Source organism: Mesorhizobium sp. M0715, from assembly GCF_040320355.1.
Lineage (GTDB): Bacteria > Pseudomonadota > Alphaproteobacteria > Rhizobiales > Rhizobiaceae > Mesorhizobium.
This window is the reverse complement of record NZ_JAMYPL010000012.1, coordinates 80,488-101,928: the sequence shown is the minus strand read 5'-3', so window position 1 is coordinate 101,928 and position 21,441 is coordinate 80,488. Positions and strand designations below refer to the sequence as shown.

19 protein-coding genes are annotated in these 21,441 nt (G+C 59.5%); 3 read left to right on the top strand and 16 right to left on the bottom strand.

Features of this window, described 5'->3' with window-relative positions; all coding sequences use genetic code 11:
• Window positions 1-7: 7 nt before the first annotated feature.
• The 12 genes from NKI21_RS16620 to NKI21_RS16565 all read right to left on the bottom strand — a co-directional run bounded on the left by NKI21_RS16620 (window position 8) and on the right by NKI21_RS16565 (window position 13,070).
• Entirely contained in the window at window positions 8-1,225 is a 1,218-nt protein-coding gene (locus NKI21_RS16620; RefSeq protein WP_352866379.1) for a TraB/TrbI/VirB10 family type IV secretion system protein, read from the bottom strand.
• A gap of 10 nt (window positions 1,226-1,235) precedes the next feature.
• Window positions 1,236-2,264, bottom strand: a complete 1,029-nt coding sequence (gene trbG / locus NKI21_RS16615; RefSeq protein ID WP_352866377.1) for a P-type conjugative transfer protein TrbG — start codon at window positions 2,262-2,264, stop codon at window positions 1,236-1,238.
• On the bottom strand, window positions 2,254-2,985 hold the full coding sequence (gene trbF / locus NKI21_RS16610) for a conjugal transfer protein TrbF (RefSeq protein WP_352866374.1): 732 nt from the start codon (window positions 2,983-2,985) through the stop codon (window positions 2,254-2,256). The genes trbG and trbF overlap by 11 nt, the downstream gene beginning before the upstream one ends.
• Entirely contained in the window at window positions 2,986-4,305 is a 1,320-nt protein-coding gene (trbL, locus tag NKI21_RS16605) for a P-type conjugative transfer protein TrbL (protein WP_352866371.1), read from the bottom strand.
• 36 nt (window positions 4,306-4,341) lie between these two features.
• Window positions 4,342-5,067 (bottom strand): P-type conjugative transfer protein TrbJ, encoded by a 726-nt coding sequence (gene trbJ, locus NKI21_RS16600; protein ID WP_352866367.1) that lies wholly within the window; start codon window positions 5,065-5,067, stop codon window positions 4,342-4,344.
• Entirely contained in the window at window positions 5,064-7,514 is a 2,451-nt protein-coding gene (gene trbE / locus NKI21_RS16595; RefSeq protein WP_352866364.1) for a conjugal transfer protein TrbE, read from the bottom strand. Before trbE ends, trbJ begins: the two co-directional genes overlap by 4 nt.
• The gene (locus tag NKI21_RS16590) at window positions 7,508-7,780 is read right to left on the bottom strand and encodes a VirB3 family type IV secretion system protein (protein WP_352673336.1); all 273 of its coding nucleotides are present in this window, start codon (window positions 7,778-7,780) and stop codon (window positions 7,508-7,510) included. The genes trbE and NKI21_RS16590 overlap by 7 nt, the downstream gene beginning before the upstream one ends.
• Window positions 7,777-8,088: a TrbC/VirB2 family type IV secretion system protein gene (locus NKI21_RS16585; protein WP_352866361.1), complete on the bottom strand. Its 312-nt coding sequence runs from the start codon at window positions 8,086-8,088 to the stop codon at window positions 7,777-7,779. Before NKI21_RS16585 ends, NKI21_RS16590 begins: the two co-directional genes overlap by 4 nt.
• An 11-nt stretch (window positions 8,089-8,099) precedes the next feature.
• Window positions 8,100-9,068 carry a P-type conjugative transfer ATPase TrbB gene (gene trbB, locus NKI21_RS16580; RefSeq protein ID WP_352866359.1) on the bottom strand — a complete coding sequence of 323 codons (969 nt, stop codon included), beginning with the start codon at window positions 9,066-9,068 and terminating at the stop codon, window positions 8,100-8,102.
• A complete protein-coding gene (locus NKI21_RS16575; protein WP_023711820.1) occupies window positions 9,065-9,478 on the bottom strand; it encodes a hypothetical protein in 414 nt (137 codons plus the stop codon). Before NKI21_RS16575 ends, trbB begins: the two co-directional genes overlap by 4 nt.
• Before the next feature lie 119 nt (window positions 9,479-9,597).
• Complete coding sequence (locus tag NKI21_RS16570; protein WP_352866356.1) at window positions 9,598-11,628, bottom strand: conjugal transfer protein TraG; 2,031 nt, start codon at window positions 11,626-11,628, stop codon at window positions 9,598-9,600.
• Between the two features lie 440 nt (window positions 11,629-12,068).
• Entirely contained in the window at window positions 12,069-13,070 is a 1,002-nt protein-coding gene (locus NKI21_RS16565) for a ParA family protein (RefSeq protein ID WP_352866353.1), read from the bottom strand.
• A 769-nt stretch (window positions 13,071-13,839) separates the two neighbouring features.
• Between NKI21_RS16565 and NKI21_RS16560 the strand changes: the two genes are divergently transcribed.
• Genes NKI21_RS16560 through NKI21_RS16550 form a run of 3 tightly spaced genes read left to right on the top strand, consistent with a single transcriptional unit; the run spans window position 13,840 to window position 15,892 of the window.
• Window positions 13,840-14,361, top strand: a complete 522-nt coding sequence (locus NKI21_RS16560; protein ID WP_352866350.1) for a KwaA family protein — start codon at window positions 13,840-13,842, stop codon at window positions 14,359-14,361.
• Complete coding sequence (locus NKI21_RS16555; RefSeq protein WP_352866347.1) at window positions 14,362-15,231, top strand: hypothetical protein; 870 nt, start codon at window positions 14,362-14,364, stop codon at window positions 15,229-15,231. It abuts the gene before it with no gap.
• A 4-nt stretch (window positions 15,232-15,235) separates the two neighbouring features.
• Entirely contained in the window at window positions 15,236-15,892 is a 657-nt protein-coding gene (locus NKI21_RS16550; RefSeq protein WP_352866344.1) for a hypothetical protein, read from the top strand.
• A gap of 103 nt (window positions 15,893-15,995) precedes the next feature.
• Here the strand turns inward: NKI21_RS16550 and NKI21_RS16545 are convergent, their stop codons facing one another.
• From NKI21_RS16545 to NKI21_RS16530, 4 genes are all read right to left on the bottom strand, one after another.
• The gene (locus NKI21_RS16545) at window positions 15,996-17,885 is read right to left on the bottom strand and encodes a hypothetical protein (protein WP_352866341.1); all 1,890 of its coding nucleotides are present in this window, start codon (window positions 17,883-17,885) and stop codon (window positions 15,996-15,998) included.
• Window positions 17,886-17,895: 10 nt separating this feature from the next.
• Window positions 17,896-19,887 carry a coiled-coil domain-containing protein gene (locus tag NKI21_RS16540; RefSeq protein ID WP_352866338.1) on the bottom strand — a complete coding sequence of 664 codons (1,992 nt, stop codon included), beginning with the start codon at window positions 19,885-19,887 and terminating at the stop codon, window positions 17,896-17,898.
• Window positions 19,884-20,396, bottom strand: a complete 513-nt coding sequence (locus NKI21_RS16535) for a hypothetical protein (protein ID WP_352866336.1) — start codon at window positions 20,394-20,396, stop codon at window positions 19,884-19,886. The genes NKI21_RS16540 and NKI21_RS16535 overlap by 4 nt, the downstream gene beginning before the upstream one ends.
• Before the next feature lie 309 nt (window positions 20,397-20,705).
• Window positions 20,706-21,188 carry a hypothetical protein gene (locus NKI21_RS16530; protein ID WP_352866333.1) on the bottom strand — a complete coding sequence of 161 codons (483 nt, stop codon included), beginning with the start codon at window positions 21,186-21,188 and terminating at the stop codon, window positions 20,706-20,708.
• Window positions 21,189-21,441: the final 253 nt, after the last annotated feature.

Genomic DNA, 21,441 nt, shown 5'->3' with positions numbered 1-21,441 from the left:
CTCCTGTTCACCCCATGTATGGCCGCAACACGAGGTCCTTGTGCACGATGACGCGCAACGGCCAACCAGGGCGGACGGTGATCGTGGGTTGGACGTTCAGGTTCTTTTCAGTGATCCGTTGGCCGGCTTGACTGACGTTCTGCTGGGTGGATTCACGAATCGCCTTGACCAAGTCGCTTTCGTTTTCCCCAAAGGTCAACTCGGTACCAACCCCCAGCAATGTGGCCACGGCGACGCCCTTGATCAGCTGCCAAGTATGGAAATCCACCTTGTCCTCGAGCCCGGCATAGCCGGCCGCGTCGGTCACGGGCAGATTGTCGATTTCGGTAGATGAGCCATCCGGCATCACAATGCGTTGCCACACCAACAGAGCGCGCCTTTGGCCAAAGGCTACAACACTATCGTAGGTGCCGATCAGCCGTGAGCCCTGCGGGATGAGCAGGGTGCTGCCGGTGACGCTGTCGCGCACATTCTCGGTAACCTGCGCGACGACGAGGCCGGGCAGATCGGAATTGATGCCGGTGATCAGGCTTGCCGCAATCACGCTGCCGGCCATGATCTGATACGGCGAGGCCGGCGTCTGCAGTGCATGCGGATTGTAGATCCCGCTGGTGTTCCGTTGATCGATAAAATCGAGCTTGCGCTGTTGGTTGTTCTGGTCGCCCTCGGCCGGGGCGACGGAAGCTCGCGCGCCTTCGGTATCTGGCTGCGGAGGCGCCGTCTCGAAAGGTGAACGTCCGCCCTGCCCATTGCTAAAAGCTTCCGTTTGCTGGAGTCGGTTTTCGATGCGGAACAGGACTTGCGACTCGCGCGCTTCAATCGCTTGTTGTGCAAGCCGCTGCGCCTCGGCGGAAACGTCTTGCCCGGGCGCGATGCCAAGCTGGCGCTGGTGCTCGAGAATAGGACGGCCGAGATCCCCGGGCAGCGGCGGTCCAAGCACCGGAGCCTTTGGCTTAATCCCGAAATAGTCCTTGGGCAGCGCTTCGAGTCCCTCGGCGGTCGGCTTGCGGTCGGTGCTGTAAAGCTCTTCGGCCTGCTGCTTCAGGCGCAATGCGGGCCCCTGCAGCGCTATCATCGTGACGCCAAAAACAGCGCCGGAACCAACAGCAGCGATGGCGACAATTATGCCGCGCCTGAACCGCACCGCTCGGCGGGGTGAGGCTCGCAGCTGCAACTGTTCGGGATTGAGCTTCGGCGGAGCATTCGGGTGGGAAGTATCGGTCATGAGCCTCCCCTTACCTGCCAGAGCGCGAAAACAGCGAAACCCGCCGCGGCGGTTGCCGACCGTCGGTTCTCGTAATGCGCACCACCTGCTGCTGTTTGGTGCCCAGCCTTAGCTCGGCGGCAGCAAAGAGGCGATCGACGACGTAGTAGTTGCCGCGCATCCGGTAGTTCACGAGTTGGTTATCGCCGTCGGCTCCGACGATGAAGAGCGGCGGCGCCTCACCTTGGTCGATGCGGCGCGGGAACTCGATGTAGACCTTGCTGCCATCATCGAAGGCGCGCGTCGGTCTCCACGGCGGCGTGTCGCCGGTGATCGAATAGCGGAAGCGGATGTTTTCTAGTGCTACGTTCGAGGCCGCGGGCATTTCAGCCTCTGCCTGAGCGTTGCGCCGCCGAAGCGCCACGAGTTGGTCTTCGCTGTAAATCCAGGAGAGCGCCGCCATGGCAGTTTTCTCAGTGCTTTGAAGCTGCAGGTGATAGGATCGCCTGTCGGTCGTGATGACCAGATTGGTGGCAAGCCCCGGCGCGAATGGCTTCACCAGCACATGAGTGCGCTGGTCATCGCCTGAGCCACTAACGGTGTCACCGATTACCCAACGGACCGTATCGCCGGCTGAGACCGAGGTCAGCTTCTCGCCCCGCTGCAATGAGATATCGGTGACGCGCTCCGGCGCGGCGTAGAGCTGGTAGAGCGCGCCGTCGGCAAAGGGGTAAACCTGCACCGCATTGACATAGCCAAACTTGGTGGGTTGTTGCGTCGCCGCCTTGTTGGCATCGGCGACCTGTTCTTCCGGCGAGCGCTTATCTGGGGCGAGCTTGCCGGGTGCGGGCATCAACTGACCAGGCAACGGTAACGGTTTCGGCACTTCCACGACCTTGACCGGCTTCTCCGGCGCCTTCTCGATCGCGGCTGGTTTGAAGTCCTCGTGGTCATAGGAAATCTGAGGCGGCGGCACTGGCTTCGAGGCACAGGCCGAAAGAACCGCAGCAGACGCCGACAGGATCAAGGCAGCACGAAGCAATGGGGCTCTATTTGTCATTGGCGGGCTCCTGAGGGGAAACGGGGGTTGGCGCGGCGCTGTCGAGCTCGCGCGACCAGTCGATGGCGTTGATGAAGACGCCGAGCGGGTTCTTGCGCAGCTGCTCGGTTGTCCTAGGCGGGCGGATGAGGATGGTGAGGATCCCGATCCAGCGCGTCGTGCTGGCGAGGCTGCCGCGCTCGAACACCTGCTCGGTCCATTTGACCTGGAACGAGCTGTCGGAAGCCCTGACCACGCTGGTCACCTGCACTGACACGCTGCGCGTGCCGATTTGGCCGAAAGGGTCGTTCGCCTTGGCATATTCGTTGAGGAAGAGCGCCGCTCGGTCGGTGGCAAAGTCGTAGGCCGACAGCCAATTCTGCCGCACCAGAACCGCATCGGTGGAAACCGAACGAACATTCTGGATGAAGCGGCTGAGATGCCAGGCGATCTGGGCATCGTCGGGCTGGTAGTTTTGGTCTGCCGGCGCGACTGCGTGCGCCTCGCCAAAGCGGTCGACCTCGACGACATAAGGCACGACGCGGCCCTGCATCGACTGCCACAGAAGCCCACCGGAAAGCCCCGTCGTCAGAGCCAGGCAGCCAAAGGCCATGAACCGCCAGTTCTTGGCCTGGACGCGCGCCGTGCCGATGCGCTCATCCCAGAGTTGGCTGGCCTTCTGGTAGGGTGTTACGGGTTCGGGCGTCTTTCCATAACGCTGAACGGGTCGCTTGAAGAGCATCTAGTCTTCCTTGTCATTGAGGGAGGGATTGGCGCCGCTTCCGCCCCGATCTCCATCGCGCACCGCCTGCGTGGCAGCATTGCGATGGGCGCGTGCGGTCTGTTCGGAACGCAGACGCCTTGCCCAGGCAGGCGCGGCCGCGGGAGCTACAACTGGAGAGCTTCCGCTCATCGAGCTGGTCGGCATGCCGCCGGTCATCCAGCCGGCATCGCGACCGGCGTCGGCACTACGGCGGAATGGTTCTGCTGCGGATCGCATTCCCCGCATCGCGGCGCCGCTGGCGGCACTCGCAACCCCCTGCAGCCCAGCAGCTACCCCGGACAGCCCGGACTCGGGCGTTGTCGCGCGCCCCGTTTGCCAAGCGACGGTGGCAGCGGACCCCATGGCGGCGCCGGCACGGACTGCGGCGAGGCCGCCGCCTGTTGCCATGCGCGCGCCGGCAAACGCAGCGCCTCCGGCAACGAGCGTTGATCCAGCTGCGGCCGCCGTTGTTCCAAGTGCCGCGCCGGCGCCAAGCTGCGGCGCGCCGGAAACAAGACCCGAGGCAATCCCGGGGCCGAAAATGCCGAGCCCAAGCAGCGCCAGCGCACCCAGTACCTGAGACATGGCCGCCGCCAGGTCCGGCTCCTGGCCCTGCAGGGCGGAAGCGAACTCGCCAAAGAGCGTGGAGCCGATGCCGACGATGACGGCAAGCACCATCACCTTGATGCCCGACGAAATCACATTGCCGAGCACGCGCTCGGCCAGAAACGCCGAGCGGTTCCAGAGCGCGAAGGGCACCAGGACGAAGCCGGCCAGCGTGGTGAGCTTGAACTCGAGGATGGTGATGAAGAGCTGGATGGAAAGAATGAAGAATGCGATGAGGACCAGGAACCAGGCCAGAAGCAGCACGAAGATGGTGAGCGCGTTACCGAAGATCTCGGGGAAGCCTACTAGCTGGCTCGCTTGATTGAGGAGCGGCCAGGCGCCCTCGAAGCCGGCCGCGGCAATGCGGCCTGGCCGCAGGAGACTGTCGGCGGACAGGTTGCCGGCCGATGCGTTGATGCCGAGACCGGCAAAGGAGCGGTAAATTATGTCGGCGAGGTTCTTGAATTTGTTCAGGACGAAGGCGAAGGCGCCGACATAGAGCACTTTGCGAACAAGCCGGCCAAGTATGTTGGGCTCGCCGCCGAACGCCCAGACCAAGCCCGCGAGCGTGATGTCAATGCCGATCAGAATGGTGGTGAGAAAGGCGACGTCGCCCGAAAGCAGACCGAACCCACTGTCAATGTAGCGGGTAAAGGTCTCCATGAAGCGATCGATGACTCCGAGGTCGTTCATGTCGCCGCCTTCCTCGTTGTCTTGAAGAACTGCCGCTCAGTTGCCGGGATAAGCCGTGCCGGTGCCCAGGAAACGCTTCGTCGTCTCGCGAGCGGCTTCCTCAGACTGCGCCTTGCGCGCCGCATCCTCGGCCTCGGCCCGGAACTGGGTCGCAAGCAGCGTCTGGATCTGCATCTGCTGCTTGGTCGAAAGCGCGATCAGCTGATTCGTAGCCTGGCTTGCCTCGAGGGCACCTGCCGCGCCCTGACTGCGATTGACGAGATCGGTAAGCAGGTCGCCATCGGCCTGCACGTTCTCGACGATCTGCGACTGCGCGCTCATGGTCTGGCGGAACGCCTGCATGGCGCTCTGCCAGCGCTCGCGCGCGGCGCTCGCCACATCGCTGACCTTGATGGTGGCGTCGTAGCTTTCCGGATATTGCTGGCGCCACTGGTCCTGCAGCTTGTCGAGATCGAAGCTCAGGCCGCTCGCCTGGGTCATCAGACCGTCAATCTGTTGGAGCGAGCCGGTAAGCTGGCCCACGGAAGAGAAATCCAGGCGCTGAAGGTTGCGCGCCATGTTCTGCAGCATGGTCGCCTGGTTCTGAAGCGACTGGATTTGGTTGTTGATCTGCTCCAATGCGCGTGCTGCCGACAGCACATTCTGCGTATAGTTGGACGGGTCAAACACGATGAGCGCATAGGCCGGCTGGACGTAGTCAGCCATCGGTTTGGCGATCAGGGAAACGGTGACCAGGCTAGTAAAAAGGCGGCGTCCGATCATGACGATTGCTCCTTGTTAGGTTGAGGAAATTGCTGGAGAAGCTCGGCAGCCCAATCCAGGCCGCGCGCACTGAAGAAACGGGCGGCAAAGCTGCCCTGCCCTTCTTCGGAAAGAATATTGTCGATCAGGGTCTGCGCGGCCGGGTCGGAGGCGCCGCAAAGCGCAAGAGCGATCGGGCCTAGCCCGAGCTCGAAGAGGCGATTGCCGCGGCGCGACTGCAGATAGTAGTGGCGCTTCGGCGTGGCGCGGGCGACCAATTCGATCTGTCGCTCATTAAGACCGAAGCGCTCATAGGCTGCCCGTGCCTGCGGCTCCACCGCACGATCATTGGGGAGAAAAATGCGCTGCGGGCAACTCTCGATGATTGCCGGTGCGATAGAAGAGCCGACGATGTCGGCAAGCGACTGCGTCGCGAAGATGACGGAGACGTTTTTCTTACGCAGTACCTTAAGCCATTCGCGGATGCGGGCGGCAAAGAGCGGGTTGTCGAGATAGACCCAGGCCTCGTCGAGCATGAGCAGCGTCGGCCGCCGGTCAAACCGGTCCTCAAGACGATGGAACAGATAGGTGAGCACAGGCAGCACAGCGCCTTGGCTGTGCATCAGCTCCTGGGTCTCGAAACACTGCACATCCGAGATGGCCAGCCGGTCGTCATCGGCATCGAGCAGCCGGCCGAATGGACCGTCGAGCGTGTAGGGCATCAACGCCGATTTGAGCGCATTGGACTGAAGCAGGACCGACAGGCCAGTCAGCGTGCGTTCCTGCGCCGGCGCGGTGGCGAGGCTGGTGAGCGCCGACCAGATTGCCTCCTTCACCTCCGGGGTGACGGTGACATTCTCGTGGGCAATGAGGCCGGCGATCCATTCGGCCGCCCAGCTCTGTGTGGCCGGGTCGTCGATGTGGCGCAGCGGCTGGAAAGCAAGCGCACCATTCGCACCCAACGCATGGTGGTCGCCGCCCATGGCAAGCGCGGCGGCGCGGGCCGAATTGCCTTTGTCGAAGACATAGATTTGCGCGCCAGCGTAGCGCCGGAACTGCAAAGCGATCAGGGCAAGCAGAACCGACTTGCCGGCACCGGTCGGCCCGACAATCAGCATGTGGCCGACATCGCCGATATGGGTCGAAAGCCGAAACGGCGTCGAGCCGCTGGTTTCGGCGAAAAGAAGCGGCGGAGCGTAATCGCCGGTGACCTCGGCAAGATGCTCGTTCTCCGCTGGACCTGCCCACACGGACGACAGCGGCATGAGATGGGCAAGGTTAAGCGTGTGAACGAGCGGCTGGCGAACGTTGGCGTAGACATGACCCGGCAATGAACCAAGCCACGCTTCGACGGTATTGATGCTTTCGCGAATGGTGGTGAAGCCGAGCCCGTTGACGATCCGCTCGACGGCGCGAAGCTTTTCCGCGGCGGCTTTACGGTTCTGATCCCACACCGTCACCGTTGTGGTGAGATAGCCGAAGCCGACATGATCGCCGCCCAATGCCTGCAGTGCTGCATCGGCATCGAGCGCCTTGTTGTCGGCGTCGCTGTCGACGAGAGGCACCGGTTCGTTGGTCACCACCTCGCGCAGAATAGCCGCGATCGATTTGCGCTTGGCAAACCACTGCCGGCGGAGCCGAGTCAGCGTCTTCGTGGCTTCCGCCTTATCGAGTGGAATGAAGCGCGTCACCCAGCGATAGGCGAAATCCTGGTTATTGAGCGCATCAAGGATTCCTGGCCGGGTGACGTTCGGAAAGCCGAGAACTGTCAGCGTGCGCAGATGCTGTTCGCCCAGCATCGGCTCTAGGCCGCCGGTCAGCGGCGCGTCAACCAGGACGCCGTCGAGATACATTGGCGTTTCAGGCACGGCAACGGGATGACGGCGGGTCGAGATCGTGCCGTGCAGGTACGTCAGGGTCTCGGCATCGTCGAGCGCGCGCACCTCGGGCACGAAGTCCGAAAGAAGATCGAGAACGCGGTCAGTCTCGTCTCGGAACCGGGCAAGCTCCTGGCGCCAGTCTCTTTCCCCTCCCAAGTGATGCGAGTCGACGAGAGCACTTTCCGCGCGCGCTTGGCCATCGGGCCCAGGCATGAAGACCAAGGTCAGATGATAGATGCTCTCGAAATGCGCGACCTTGCCCTCGAAGGCCGCGCGCCGTTCCTCATCGATCAGCCATGAGGCAGCATCGGGAAGGGCCGAGCTCGGATAGCCCAGCGCTTCGATGCGCTCGGCCTCGAAGAACAGCGCCCAGCCAGAGCCGAGCCTTCTCAGCGCATTGTTTGCCCGCGCGCATATGCCGATAAGTTCGGCATCCGTCGCGCTTTCAAGGTCGGGGCCACGAAACCGCAATGTCCGTTGGAAGCTGCCATCCTTGTTGAGCACGATGCCGGGCGCGACGAGTGCTGCCCAGGGAAGATGGTCGGCAAGCCGGTCGGCTTTGCCGCGGTATTCGGAAAGCTTCAGCATGCAAGCCAGCCCTTCTGACGAAGATGACGGACAAGTACGCTGGCAAAGTCCGGGTCGCGCCGTGCGGCAAAGACCGCGAGCGTGTGGCCGGCGATCCAGATCACCAGACCGCCAATCCACTGCTGCAGGCCAAGGCCGATTGCGGCGGCCGCGGTGCCGTTAAGGATCGCCACCGCCCGCGGCGCGCCACCGAGCAGGATCGGCTCAGTCAGCGCCCGATGAACGGGAACCTCGAAACCGTCGATATGCTGCTCTCCGGTTATCATCCGACCAGCGCTCCGCCGCCGAAGGAGAAGAAGGAAAGAAAGAAGCTCGAGGCCGCGAAGGCGATCGACAGGCCAAAGACGATCTGGATCAGCCGGCGGAAACCGCCGGCCGTGTCGCCGAACGCAAGGGTAAGGCCAGTGGTTATAATGATGATCACGGCAACGATCTTGGCCACCGGCCCCTGCACCGATTCCAGAATCTGCTGAAGCGGCTGTTCCCAGGGCATGCCGGAGCCGGCAGCGTGAGCCTGGGCCGTGAGAAGAAGCGCGACGGCGGCGGACGAAAGAAAGCAAATTTTCTTGCGCATGAGATGACCTTTCAAAGCTGCTGGAGTTGCGGAAGAGTGAGCTGGCCAACGGCGTAGTCGCCACTGCCGTCGAGGCCTGTGACCTCGGCAATCGCGTCTATGCGGCGCGACGATCCGCGTCCGGCGATGAAGACAATCAGGTGGACAGCATCGGCGATCAGCCGGCGGGGAACTGTGACGACCGCTTCCTGGGCGAGCTGCTCGATCCGGTAGAGGGCCGAGCGCGCCGAACTGGCGTGGACCGTGGTGATGCCGCCGGGGTGACCGGTGTTCCACGCCTTCAGCATGTCGAGCGCTTCCGCGCCTCTGACTTCGCCGACGATGATGCGGTCGGGCCTCAGCCGTAGGGTCGAGCGTACGAGATCGGCAAGTGTGACGGAGCCCCGCCTCGTCCTCAGCGCAACACAGTCCTTGGCCGCGCATTGCAGCTCGCGGGTGTCCTCAATGAGGATCACCCGCTCATCGCATTCGGCGACTTCTGCCAGAAGAGCATTGGCAAGGGTCGTTTTGCCCGATGATGTGCCGCCGGCGACCAGGATGTTGCGCCGCTCGCGTACCGCCTTCCTCAGGGCATCAGCCTGCAGCGGGAGCATGATGCGATCGGCGACATAGTTGGCCAGCGTGTAGAGTTTTGCTGCCGGCTTGCGGATGGCAAAGCATGGCGCCAAGACGATTGGCGGCAACAGGCCCTCGAAACGCTCGCCTGAGGGTAGTTCGGCACTGACGATTGGGTTGTCCGCATGCGCCTCGGCGCGCACGTGAGAGGCAACGAGGCGGACGATGCGTTCGGCCTCGGAAGGATGCATATACACGCCGGTATCGACCCGGCCTTCTCCCAACCGGTCGAGCCGCAGCGCGCCGTCGGGGTTGACCATCACCTCGATGACGGTCGGATCGGCAAGGGCCTCGGTGATCGCGTGGCCCATGGCTGTGCGCAGCATGGCGCGGCGGCGGTGGTCGGCTGCGGGATGAGAGCTCATCCTTCGCCTCCATTGCCATTGCCGTTGCCAAGCGAGCGCTTCCCGGAGGCGATCTGGCGACCGACCTGCTCGACGAATTTGTCAAAGCGCTCTTGGGCAATCGCCTGTGTCGCCCGATCCGGGACCGGCGTGTGGGAATGAAGCGTAATCGAAAAGCGTATGAAGAGTGCGAGGCTCTCCAGGATCACCTCGACATCGGTTCGGATATGGTCGAGGTCGCGGGAAAGACGGTCGAGACGCCTGCCATAACGATTGTCAAGTTCGTTCTCGCCACGCCGCTCGATGAAGGCCTCGACCGCTTTCGCAACGATCGCCGATTTTGTGGTCGACGGGTTGCGGCTGAGCGTTTCCAGCTTCTCGCTTAACGCGGGTTCGAGCAGAAACTGGTGGCGAATGCGATGGGGCTTCATGGGGCTCGTTCCGACTGGCCGGCGCTGAAGCGCCGGCGGCGGGAACGAACATCGCCGATATCTGAAAAATCGCTTATGGGCGTTATCTACGCTGAGATACGCCTGAGCTGCGAAAGCGCTTAGAAGCCGGGGATGATGTCCTTGTCGTCGCCCCTTCCCTCGTTGATACCGTAGGCGCTGGCTGCGGTGGAAACCCGGTCCATGACGCGCTTGTCTGCGAGTGCCTCGGCGTCATCGTCCGCCAGATTGAAGAGGTCGTCTTGATCAGGCTCCTGAGAGACGACGACGTGGTCTTCAGGCAGGCCGGGATGACGCTGCTGTTGCACGCCGCCGTCTTCTTCGATTGCCGCGCCGGCGTTTTCGTCATCTGCAGCGAGACGGCGGTCAACACTGCGGACTAGTCCGCTCCAATCGTCGGGGCGCGACGCAGGACAGTCCGCGTACAGACCGTCGCGCAACACCGGCGCCGGCAGCACCCGTTCGGTGAAATTCTGGTCCTCGTAGTAGCGGAGCTTGTTCGCACGGATCGGCGGCAATCCTGATATCAGCACCAGCTCGTCCGAAGGCGGCAATTGCATCACCTCGCCTGGTGTCAACAGCGGTCGCGCAGTTTCCTGGCGGCTCACCATGACGTGCGAAAGCCAGGGTGCCAGCCGATGGCCGGCATAGTTGCGCATGGATCTGAGTTCCGTCGCTGTACCGAGCGCGTCCGAGATGCGTTTGGCCGTGCGCTCGTCATTGGAAGAAAAGGAAATGCGCACATGGCAATTGTCGAGAATGGCGTTGTTCTCGCCATAGGCCTTGGAGATCTGGTTCAAGGATTGAGCGATCACATAGGCGCGGATGCCGTAGCCTGCCATGAAGGCAAGCGCGGTCTCGAAGAAATCGAGGCGTCCGAGCGCCGGGAATTCGTCGAGCATCATGAGGAGTTGATGCCTGCGGCTCTTCTTCGGGTCACCCTCCAGGCGCTCAGTCAGCCTGCGGCCGATTTGATTGAGCACCAGTCTCACCAGCGGCTTGGTGCGCGAGATGTCCGACGGCGGCACGACCAGATAGAGCGACATCGGCCGCTCGGCATCCATCAGGTCCGCAATGCGCCAGTCGCAGGTCGATGTTGCCGCGGCCACTGTCGGATCACGATAGAGCCCGAGAAACGACATCGCGGTCGAGAGCACGCCAGAACGCTCATTTTCCGACTTGTTCAGCACCTCGCGCGCTGCGGAGGCCACGACCGGATGGACCTGGGGCTTGTCCGCCGTGCCGAGGTGATTGGTCGTCATCATCCGCTGCAGCGTCGCGACAAAGGAGCGTTGCGGATCCGACAGGAAGGTGGCGACGCGGGCGAGCGTCTTTTCCTCTTCGGCATAGAGCACGTGCAAGATGGCGCCGACCAAGAGTGAGTGACTGGTCTTCTCCCAATGATTGCGCCGCTCGAGCGCACCTTCCGGATCCACCAAGACATCAGCGATGTTCTGGACATCGCGGACCTCGTTCACTTCTTTGCGCACCTCAAGTAGCGGATTATAGCGTGCTGACCTCGGATCGGTCGGATTGAACAAAAAACAGTACGAGAACTTCGACCGCCAGCCGGCGGTCAGCTGCCAGTTTTCGCCTTTGATGTCGTGAATGACGGCCGAGCCGGTCCAGGAAAGAAGCGTCGGAACAACCAGTCCAACACCCTTGCCCGAGCGCGTGGGAGCAAAGGCCATTACGTGCTCCGGCCCGTCATGGCGAAGATAGTGGTCCTTTAGCTTGCCAAGGAAAACACCGGCTGGCCGAAACAGCCCTGCCTTCTCGATCTCCCAAGACACGGCCCATCGCGACGAGCCATAAGTGGTGACTAGGCCGCGCTGCCGCGCACGCCAGAGGGAGCCAGCGATGGCGGCCGCGCAGCCCATGAAGCCTGTGGTGGCCGCAAGCATCCCGGCCGTGTCGAAGACCTCGGGCGCGTATGCGTCGAAATGGAACCACCACTCGAACAGTTGCCACGGCTTGTAGATCGGCCATCCGGCTGCGACAAACCATGGGGGTCCGAGTTGCGGCTGATAATCTAAAGTTTGGGCGCACCATTGAGTCGCTGTCCATACGCCGAGAATGACGATGGCGAACACAATGACTATCTGACCGACAAGGAGCTTCGTCGGTGTCATGGGCGCAGCCTCCGAGTTTTGTTAAACGGAAGCAGGATGGCGTGACGTTTCAGAATATTGAAGATACCCAATATACGCGCCCGTGCGATGCAGTGAACGTTGCAGGCTTGGAAGATTGGGGGCGCCAAGAAATGTCATCGCGAAGGCACGAGCGAATGACTTGTATGGGGCCGTCTGCCGACTGTCCGGTTCTGGCCGAGAAACTCAGAAAGCCGCCGTTCGGCACCCGACCCCAAGTCAGCCCTTCGGTTTGATCATGTCGTCGCCCGAAACTTGCCGTTCGTTCGATTCCAATAGTGGACTGAGTTAGGAGCACTTCGAGACCGATCTCGGCCGAGAATCGTATCGGCTGTTGGGAGTATATTTCGACTCTTGCAGCGGCCCAAAGCAATACCCATCCCCCAATTCAATGCAGAAGTATGGGGTCAATCAAGCAATCTCTAAGGCCAAGCGGAAACTGAGTTGAGGGTGTCAACTATCTCTGCAAAATGATCGGCCGAATCCCTAGCCTTCGCAAGATGAGCACCGCGAACGCCATCGCTAGAATTACAGTAGAAGATCGGCTTCTTGGCGTCCATAGAATATGGAACAAGGCTGTGAAGATTTGGGATCAAACCCAGTTTATAATCATCATCGTGCCAAACCTGTACTTGCTTCAGAGGAGTAAGCTTTTCGATAATGTTTGCGCGAATCGCAGGCTCGAGTTCGTTCCCGTAAATTTGCCAACCTTCCGTCATCCCAACAGCATTTGAACGTACGTTATGCTGTTGAACGACGTAGCCAAGGTAGCTCGGTCTCCCCTTGGGGATAGAGAGAGTGGGGTCCTTCCATGCGGTATTAGTTTGATCCCACTCTTTCCGCCATCCGACGAGCTTGTTGCCGAGGTTTTCCGTTCCTTGAATGGAAAACAGGTCGGGAGCCAGAGGCGTGATGAAGTAATCCGCCGAGGCTAGAACAGCTCGGTTCAGCGCGCCCAGGTTGGGACCGAGATCCAACAGCACCAAGTCTGCGCGGACTTTCTCGCTAGCCCATTGAATGTAGCGATGGATTGCAGATTGAGCTCGCACCGCAGGCTCGTTGCCACCTCGTGCAGCACTCCAGGTGTCGCCCAATGTGTCTTCAAAATCGCTGAGTCGAAGATCCCCCGGCACGAGATACAGCTTGCCCTGAGCGTGTGGAACCGGACTAGGCTGTCTCTGGCGAATGTCGCCGATGCCTCGTGCGACACGCTCAATGGCTCGGTAGATACTGTTTCCCTCCGTGCCCCACGATTGTCGAATAGCAGTGTCGCTCAAGCAATATGCACTCAGGTTACATTGACTGTCGCAATCGACCATCAGGACGGTGAGCCCGCGCGCCGCGAGAAGATGCCCAACATGATACATGTAGGTCGTTTTTCCGACACCGCCTTTGTTATTGAAAATCGCAATGCTCTTGGTCATTTGAAATTCCTTTTGTTCGTGATGACCATAAGCGGCCCACGGTCGGTTCGCCACAGATATGAAATTAATCTTCCTCGAATTGCGGTACAAATGTGGAATGTCCTCAGGCCTCCGCATAAGAGCAGTCAAGGTCGTGCATTTGGAATGCCAGCAATTCGTTGAATTTTACGGTTCTCCTCGATGTGCTTAAACGGCTGAAACGTCGCATGCCCAGCTCAAGAGCTGTCCGTCCGCTTCCCACCCCACAATTGTCGAAGCTACCCGGTATTCCACGTGTCGGCGCGAGTCCCTATCTCCGGTCGGGCGACCACATCGCGAATCCTGATCTTGACCAGGTCACAACCGCGAAGCTTGCTGTCGATTGCTAGATCGAATAGCGCACGGTCCCGAACGCGTCTCTTGCGATCGAGGAAAAAGCGAATTGCCCAGATCTGCTTCTGGTTGAGGGACGCTTGGTGACGACCTCTTTCCGGCATTCCAAGCTGCGCGCTCGCGACTGGCATCATCGAATTGAGAATGGCCCATGTGAGTTCTCCTCGGCCTTGATTGGCCGAGAGAGAACGTCGCACGACACTACCGCTCAGGGGCCGTAACCTGAATGGCAGCTTCGAGAGCAGATGCCGATAAAAGCTGCCATGGGACCTAAGATCGGAACAGGGCGGGCCCGATAGAGGGCCTTATCAGGACGAAGCGATCTCTTCGCCTAAAAACGCTGTGGACTTCTGTAGTCGTATCGCCGCCGAATGCTGCAACGTGATAGAAGAGCCAAATGTTCAATGTTTTTGCCAGACTAGTCTTCACAAGCACGGCCCTCGCCCCGGTCGGATTGACCTATGCTTGGGTTGCGTGGGTTGAATGTGCGCCCCAGACGGCAAAATTCATCCTGACAGGCTGCCTAATCCTTTGTGTCCTATGCGTCGGGATTCTCTGGAGCGCTAAACGCTCACTGCCCGCGTCTAAATTCAAAGCAGCGTCAATCGAGGCTGCGGACCATGAGAACACCGCGTTTCTCCTCCTCTATGTAATGCCGCTATTCACGTCGCAATTCAACACACTAGATTGGAAATTCTGGGTGCCAACTGTTGTAATCTTTGGCGTGATAACCGCCACTGGGTACAACTACCATTTCAACCCCTTGCTTGGCTTGCTTGGGTGGCACTTCTACAAAGTCCAATCTGCTGAAGGGGTGACTTTCGTGCTGATAACGAAGAAACATCTTCGCACTGCCGCCACGGAATTGCAGGTAGGCCAGCTCACAGAATACATTCTGCTCGATCTGGGGGGAAAATAAATGACTCAACTCTACGCCGTATGCCGTCCGGCCGAGATAGCCGAAGTCAGACACATTCAATTGGCCAATCCGCTGCAGGCCCAACTAAACGGGGTGTTCGAAAACCAAGAAGCTCAATTCATGGCCGGCATCGCCAACGAAATTGCATTCACGGGCGATTGGATTCCAGACAGCGAGGATGTGCTCTTCATCCAAAGCCTGCCAGAGGCACAAGCGCTGCTAGCTGCAGCGGACCAGAACGCGGTCGCACTTCCCGTACTCGATGTCGCCAATTTTCAAGATCAATCCGTCAAGGGCCTATTCGCCGTCCTCGGCAATGGCCCAAATCGGCGCCTCTTGATCCAGAACTTTGGCCCGCAACAGGTGCTATCTAATCGTTTCGCGTTTTTATATGAGGGCGATGTTTTTCGACGGCTCGTCGAACCGGCATTCTCACTGGATAACAAATTGGTAGCAACCGTCGACGCGATAGGACTGGTCCGGTTCAAGAGTTACTCCATGTTACGGCGCGTCCTCGATATGTCCCCTGTCTTCCGAGACGCAACCGATCCTGAGCTAGCTGCATTTTGCGGCCACGCTAGCCTCGCCATCGGGGATGCTGCGGCGTTCGTAGCCGGAGCTGATGAAGGTATCCGAAAGCACGTTCTTGCAATCACGAAGACCAACGTTCTTGGAAATCACTCGGTCGCAAATATTCGGGCGCAGGCAGTGGCTATAGGATTTCCAATCGCCGTAAATGCAGGCCGTATCGAGATACCAGCCGATCGAAAAGGCGCAAAGGCTCTATTCAGTTTCCTACTGAATAAGGTCTATCTCGGGCCTATCGACCAACAGCTCTTCATAACCAATTCAAACCGACCTCTGGCCTAGCCCAATGAGTTGGGAAACGAGGGCTGCGAATAACCTGCTCCCGCTCAGTTGGGACAAGGGCAGCCTTTCGCAAGCTCTTCGCGAGTGGCGCTACACTGGTGACTACCATGACCTCGAAGCGCCCTCCGCTAACTGTGAACTCTGTGATCATCCCGACATCCGCTACCAATTCGAAATCCGCAATTTGCATACGGCCGCAAGGCTGCTGATCGGATCTGAATGCATTCATCGCTTTGGTATAGCTGCGACCGACGAAGAAGGGCGCACCTTAGACGCGCTCGCCACTCGTAAGAAGGTCGGTCGAGATCGGCGACAACTTGTCGAGGACGCGCGCCGCAGGCGATTAGTAAGCGCGCTTGTGGCGCTGGCGAACGTTGAACCCAATTTCGATGTTCATTCCTTTATAGACTATTTGCAGACGCGGGGTGCATTCACCCCCAAACAACTGGCGACCGTTCTCTGGAGGTTAAGAAAGAAAGGCGTCGTGCACAGCCCTCAAGACTTCAAGCTCACGATCCGCCGAGGCCGGGAAAAAGCGCAACTTTTGTCCCTGAAGGACTGGGAAATGGCGCTTGTTAAGCCGTGCCTCACGACCGAACAGTCAGCCTACCTCGAGAAAGTTGCTCATCGAAGGAGTGGCCTCGACCATCTGCTTGACTAAGCCAAATTGCCGCTCCGGAAGCGTCTAGATTCGATCTCGCAAACACCGATCTCTGAGTTGTGCGCCTTCACTGGTATCGGTACGCGTCAAAGGAAAGCTAACATTACCGCAGTTCATGCGGCGTCTTGCGATTGGCTTGAATTCTGGCCACCACAATATGGTATTTTACCTTAGATCCATCCGGCACCTTTTGCTCCACACTGATCTGTTCGGAAATGTGCGGTTGATGGCCTTTCCGATCCGTGAGATCTAGCACCAGTAGGAAACCGAAACAGACACCGGTCGTCAGATAGCCCGTCGCCTGGCCGGCATACCGCTCCGCAAGTTCCGCATTGTTGAGCACGTTGTCGTCCCTCTTCACCTCCACGATCGACTTGACGCCACGATATTCGAGAGCGATGTCAGCGCGACCGCCACCGGAGTCACGGGCTTCGGCTCGGAACGACGGTGCGTCCGACATCGTGAGGAACTTCAGGAAATCTAGTTGAAGGTCGTGTTCGACCGGCAGATCGGCGCCGCGCCGAAACACGTACTCAGCAGACGGGTCGGTACTCCTGCCAACGTTGGCGCGAAAATCGAGAAAACGCACAATGAGCGTACACATGTGTTCCAGCAGCGCTCGGGGATGGTCGCGCTGGTAATCGGGATTGTCCGAGAGCTTCTCAATAACGGCGGCCCACAGCTCTGCCACTTGCCGATTGCGATCTATCCCCACGTCGAACTGCGCTGCGGTCATGGTGGCTGTAGCTGCGTCGAGGCCGGCTTTCTTGAGGATATCGACCAGCCAGCCTTCAGTCGATTCGTCAAAAGGGCTGCGATGGATAGCTCCGGCCAGTGAATGTTGCACCGTGTCGCGTAGTTGTCCGACATTCTGAGCGAGATCGCTATCAACGTTCTCGGCGAGCCATTGATTTAAGGTCTGCAGATAGTATCGCCGCTTCTGCAGCGATTGGACGAGTGCCTTTCGTCCGAGAATATCGGCGCCGTGGCCATCGGATCGAGAGAACACGCTCTCACTCGCAAAAAAGATCGATAGCAACTCGTCCTCGATCACAATGGCCGCTTGCAGCCAGGTGTCCTTTGTGAACGTGTGAGCAGCCATGGCTAACTTCGTGGCCATCGACAGCCAGTGAAAACGCTCGCGCGATGGCGCCCCGAGCCATGACTGGGCGGAGTGGCGATCGACGGCAAAGGCTGAGTACTCGATGGCTGCCCTGCGAAGTTTAGGCAAATCCAGCGCAAGATCGGAGTGCAGTCCTCTGTTCTGCACATCGATCAGAACAGACGTACAGATATCATACAGCGCAGCATCCGAACGTCCTTCGCTCGCCGCCAGGGAACGGCGAAACCAACCCTGCGCCGCCGTCAAGGCTGACATGAGCGCGTCCTGCGTTCTGGCCAGCAACCCGTCTTGCAAGCGATCAAGTCCGAGCTCAAGGGTAGCTTCGTCTGCTGCCTCGCCCACATGCGCCAGGTTGGAGAGAAGGTCTCGGAAGTCGTCATCGGGGTATCGACGCAGAATGGTGCCCGTGACCTTGGCGACGTGACGCAGATAGGCCCCGTCGTCGTCTGTCGTGACGTCCAGAAGATACGACTGCAGGCGCCTGACCAAACTGTGGTCGCCCTGCACTACGACAAGCGCGCCGCGCAACGCCTGCGATCGCATCCAGCTATGTTCAGACCGGGGCTCGAAACGGCGGCGGAAGATTTCCCACGCACTGCGCCCGAGAGCCTGCGGTATTGTGGGCAGTTCGTCGAGGCAGTCGACCATTTCCGCAACAGAGGTGGCGTCATCCTCTCGCTCGAGTATCCGCAGCAGCGCGCGCTGAACGGCGGCCGCGGTCACCCAGCGGGTCATCCAGCAGAACGCGTCTGCGCGCGCGGTTTCGGAAGGCAGGGCCTCAATCGCGGCCAGCAATTCGTTCTCTTGAGCCGTTCCCGGGTCTAGGATGGGCGTGCCTTCCGTCGTCAGGAGCTCGAATCTGTCTTCCATCGCCGACCACTCAGAAGAGGTACTTATCCCCCTTAGCGTGTAGCCGATGATCAATAGACACAACCGCCTCCACCGCGCTGCGAGCAATGGTGCCGAGAATGATCTGAACGCCTCCGATGTCCTTCGCAGCAGAGGCAACGCTGTCCAGCATCTGCTCGAAGTCCTCGTTCACGACCTCTTCCGACGCAGGCGAGTCGATAATCAGCAAGCCTGGATGCCGGCCATGCCCGCGACGCTTGGCCACCTCCACAGCCGCCAGCGAGGTCGCGATCTTAATGCGCAATTTCTCGCCCATCGTAAGGTTGCTGAAATAGATATCGGCGCCGCCTTGGTGGACCTTCAGCCTCCCACCGCCGTCGAGGTGCATGCTGGTGATGTGGGAAACACCGAACTTCTTCGTGAGGGACATCACCGAATCAGCGATCTCTGTCAGAACGTCCGACTGCATAGAGGTCATCAGCGTCTTACTGGCGTCAGTAGCGGCACGAAGGATCTTGAGTTCGCTCTGCGTCTCGGTGTCGTCGTTGGCAGGCGATTGCAGTGAGGCGACCAGTTCCCGAAGCTGCTCGGCCCGGGCCTCCAACTGCACAACGATGAGTTCGGGGTCGGTCGGCAACGTTGAGATGGCGTCCTGAAGGTTTCGCATCCTGTTCATTCCGGTGCGGAGGCGTTCGGTCGCCTCCCTTGCTGTCTTCTCGCTGGCTTTGAACTTGGCTTTGGCGATCTGGAGCGACGAAGCCAGTTCCTCAACCAGGGTCTGCGCGTACTGGATGCGATCGCTATCCAGATCGTTTTCGTGGACCGGCAAGTCGTTCTTGCACAAGGCGCAGGTGTTGTGGTCTGCGTGCTGAACCGCAGGCGCGGCCTCCTCGAACGCTGCCTCGCAGGCAGGGCAGCAAGTCGGGTTGAGCTGACGGAACGAGTATCCTGCCGACCGCTCGTCCTCGAGCTGCTTGAGCCTTCGCCGCGCGTCGTCGTAGCTGACTGTGACGGCCGCGACGGTCGCCGTGTCCGTCTCTAAGGCTATTCGAGCGGTCTCGACCACCTTCCTATCGGTCACGGTCTCCTCATCGAGGCGCGCCAGTTCCAGCCTTTTTGCGCCGCGGTCATCGGTGCCACGAGCCTCCTTCGCTTTGGCGAGTTGGCCCTCAACCTCGATAAGCCTGCTATCGAGCACTACGCTCACGCCAGAATGGTTCGGCCTATCGGCCAGTGCCTGCTCGAGCTGCTTCTGCGCGGTTAACGCAGCACTATAGGTAGAGACCCACGGCAACCCTATGAACAGTTGGAGCAGGCGAAGCGGGAGCCCGTCTATGGGCAGATCGCCGAACAGTGCCTTCGGCTCAGTAGAACTCGACAGGAAGAACGTCGAAGCTATCAGAGGCCAGCCATGGGGATGACCGCCGGTATTCTTGTTGTGGGCATAAATCACCGGGAAATCTAGTTCTTCCATCATCAGGTGCTCGGTCTGAGACTTCAGCCCGTCTCCAGCGTCACCTTCATAGAGCGTGATCCACTGACCGTCGCTGACACTCCGGCTCAGCGTGGCCTTGCCCTCCGCCGCCTTCTCCTCGCCGGCAGGCTTGCGCAGCTCCATGCGATGCAGGACTTCATCGACACAATACCGGACTTCGATGGTTTCCAGCCACTTCCAAACGTCGGGCTTCACCCGACCGGGAAAGTCGCCGCGGATAGCTGCGTTGAGTAGGTGCAGGATGGATGACTTTCCTCGCAGATTGCGCTCGGACATCACGGCCCAGATGCCGATCCCTAGGTCTGACCAGGACAGATGAAACGGTCCGTCGCGCTCGGATTCGGCTCGAACACCCGTCAACTTGATGCCGTCGAAGCGAAGGCTCTTGGCGCGCGGCGGAGTAGTCTGCGCGCGAATGCCATACTTGAGCAACGCGCTTCGAACATCCGACTCCGGACTGGTGCTATCCTCGGCTATGGCTCTTATCCAGCCGTACTCGGTCGACTCGATGATCCGTTCCTTGCTCATGGTTCCAATCCGGCGAATTTGGTCAGACGCTGTTCGACCTGCTCTTGGATAGTCGGTATCACGTCGCCCTGGATGGTGCTTCCATATTGCGGGTGCTCATACTGCCATTCCTTTAGGGCGGAGCCGCTCTTGCCGCTGGCGACTCGCATTACCAACGCTAATCGGTCGCGATACCACGCCAACTCCGGGTAATCCTGAACGCACTTTTCCAGAAACGAGATCGCCTTTGGTAATATAAGGTACTCGTACCGACGAATTCTGCCGTCGTCACCGGCGAGTTGCATCGGTCTCGCTAAGCCGTAGTAGCTCAGCATTGCAAGGGCGTCCTCGACGTTCTGATAGGCGCCGTGCCGCCAGCGGACCATCCGCACCAGTCTGATGGAAGGCTCGTCGTTGATGAAGATGCGCTGAACTGCCTCTAGCAGTTCGGGTTCGCGGGTCTCCTCATAGAGATCCAGCAGGGCGTCACCCAAATAGTCAGGATAACGGACGAGGAAGTCCATTGCCATCAAGCGCTTCTCAGCTCGAAAAACGCTCACGACCTCCTCTGTAGGCCTGTCGACATCTTCACTTCCCGCAACCAAGATGAAAAGCAGCCTGAGCGCGTCGCGATGTCTATAGCTCGGCTCAAGCGATATTCGGAAAGGCCTCCCAGCTTCACCCTCTGGCCCCTTTCCTTCGACGTAAACATCCATATCAGAAGTGCCCCCCAACGCAGGGACCACGATATCTCAAACGGTTTAATTCCGCTAATCTGGTCAGGCACTACTTCGGCGTATTCTGAAGTAGGTGAAGAAATGGTGGAAATAGCGAGGCTATCATGCCGGTTCGGCTACGGTTCTTTTAGACCTCTCGATTTGCGCTTCAATTTTCGCCCGGGTGGTTTTGGTGGCAAGGTACTCAACCAATTCTGCAGCGTGGTTTTCGCAGCCCTTTGCCTGCTTTCGAAGAAGCGAGACGTGGTCAGAAAGTTCTTCCGTTGTGCAGAGGCCTATTGGAACCAGAGACCGTTCGCCGTTCCGAAGCACAGGATACGATTTGACTAAGCGAGTATGGCCAGGAAGGACCATCTGAGGGGACGCAGGATCGTCGCTCATGCCCACGCGCTTCAACATACGTGTAACGACACCCACAAGTTCTTTCTTGGCAAATGCTCTGTAGAAGTCGGCATGCGGGCCTGTCAGAGGTTTACTTTTGAATATCTCCTCAACGATTTCGCTTGGCTGCGCGATCTGGCCAGCCTCCATCCGTTGCCCGATGAGTTTATGCAGCTCAGACAGAAGCGCAGAGTCTTTGGCCATGACTTCTATCCCATCAATTGTTGAATGGTGAAGCTGGTAAAGCCTAAACGGCCGTCAATCCGTTCGTAGGGCCACAGCATCCAAACTAGACGTGAATCACTGGTAAGTTGAGTGGGCATCATCCGCCGATTCTAAGATTTGTCAAAGTCGTTGTCCTGACTTTGTTCGAATTTGCAGGTGACACGACACAGGCGAACCTCAGGCGGCTGCCGGGACAATGCCGCAACTGATAGATCGCCAGCCACGAAGCTAT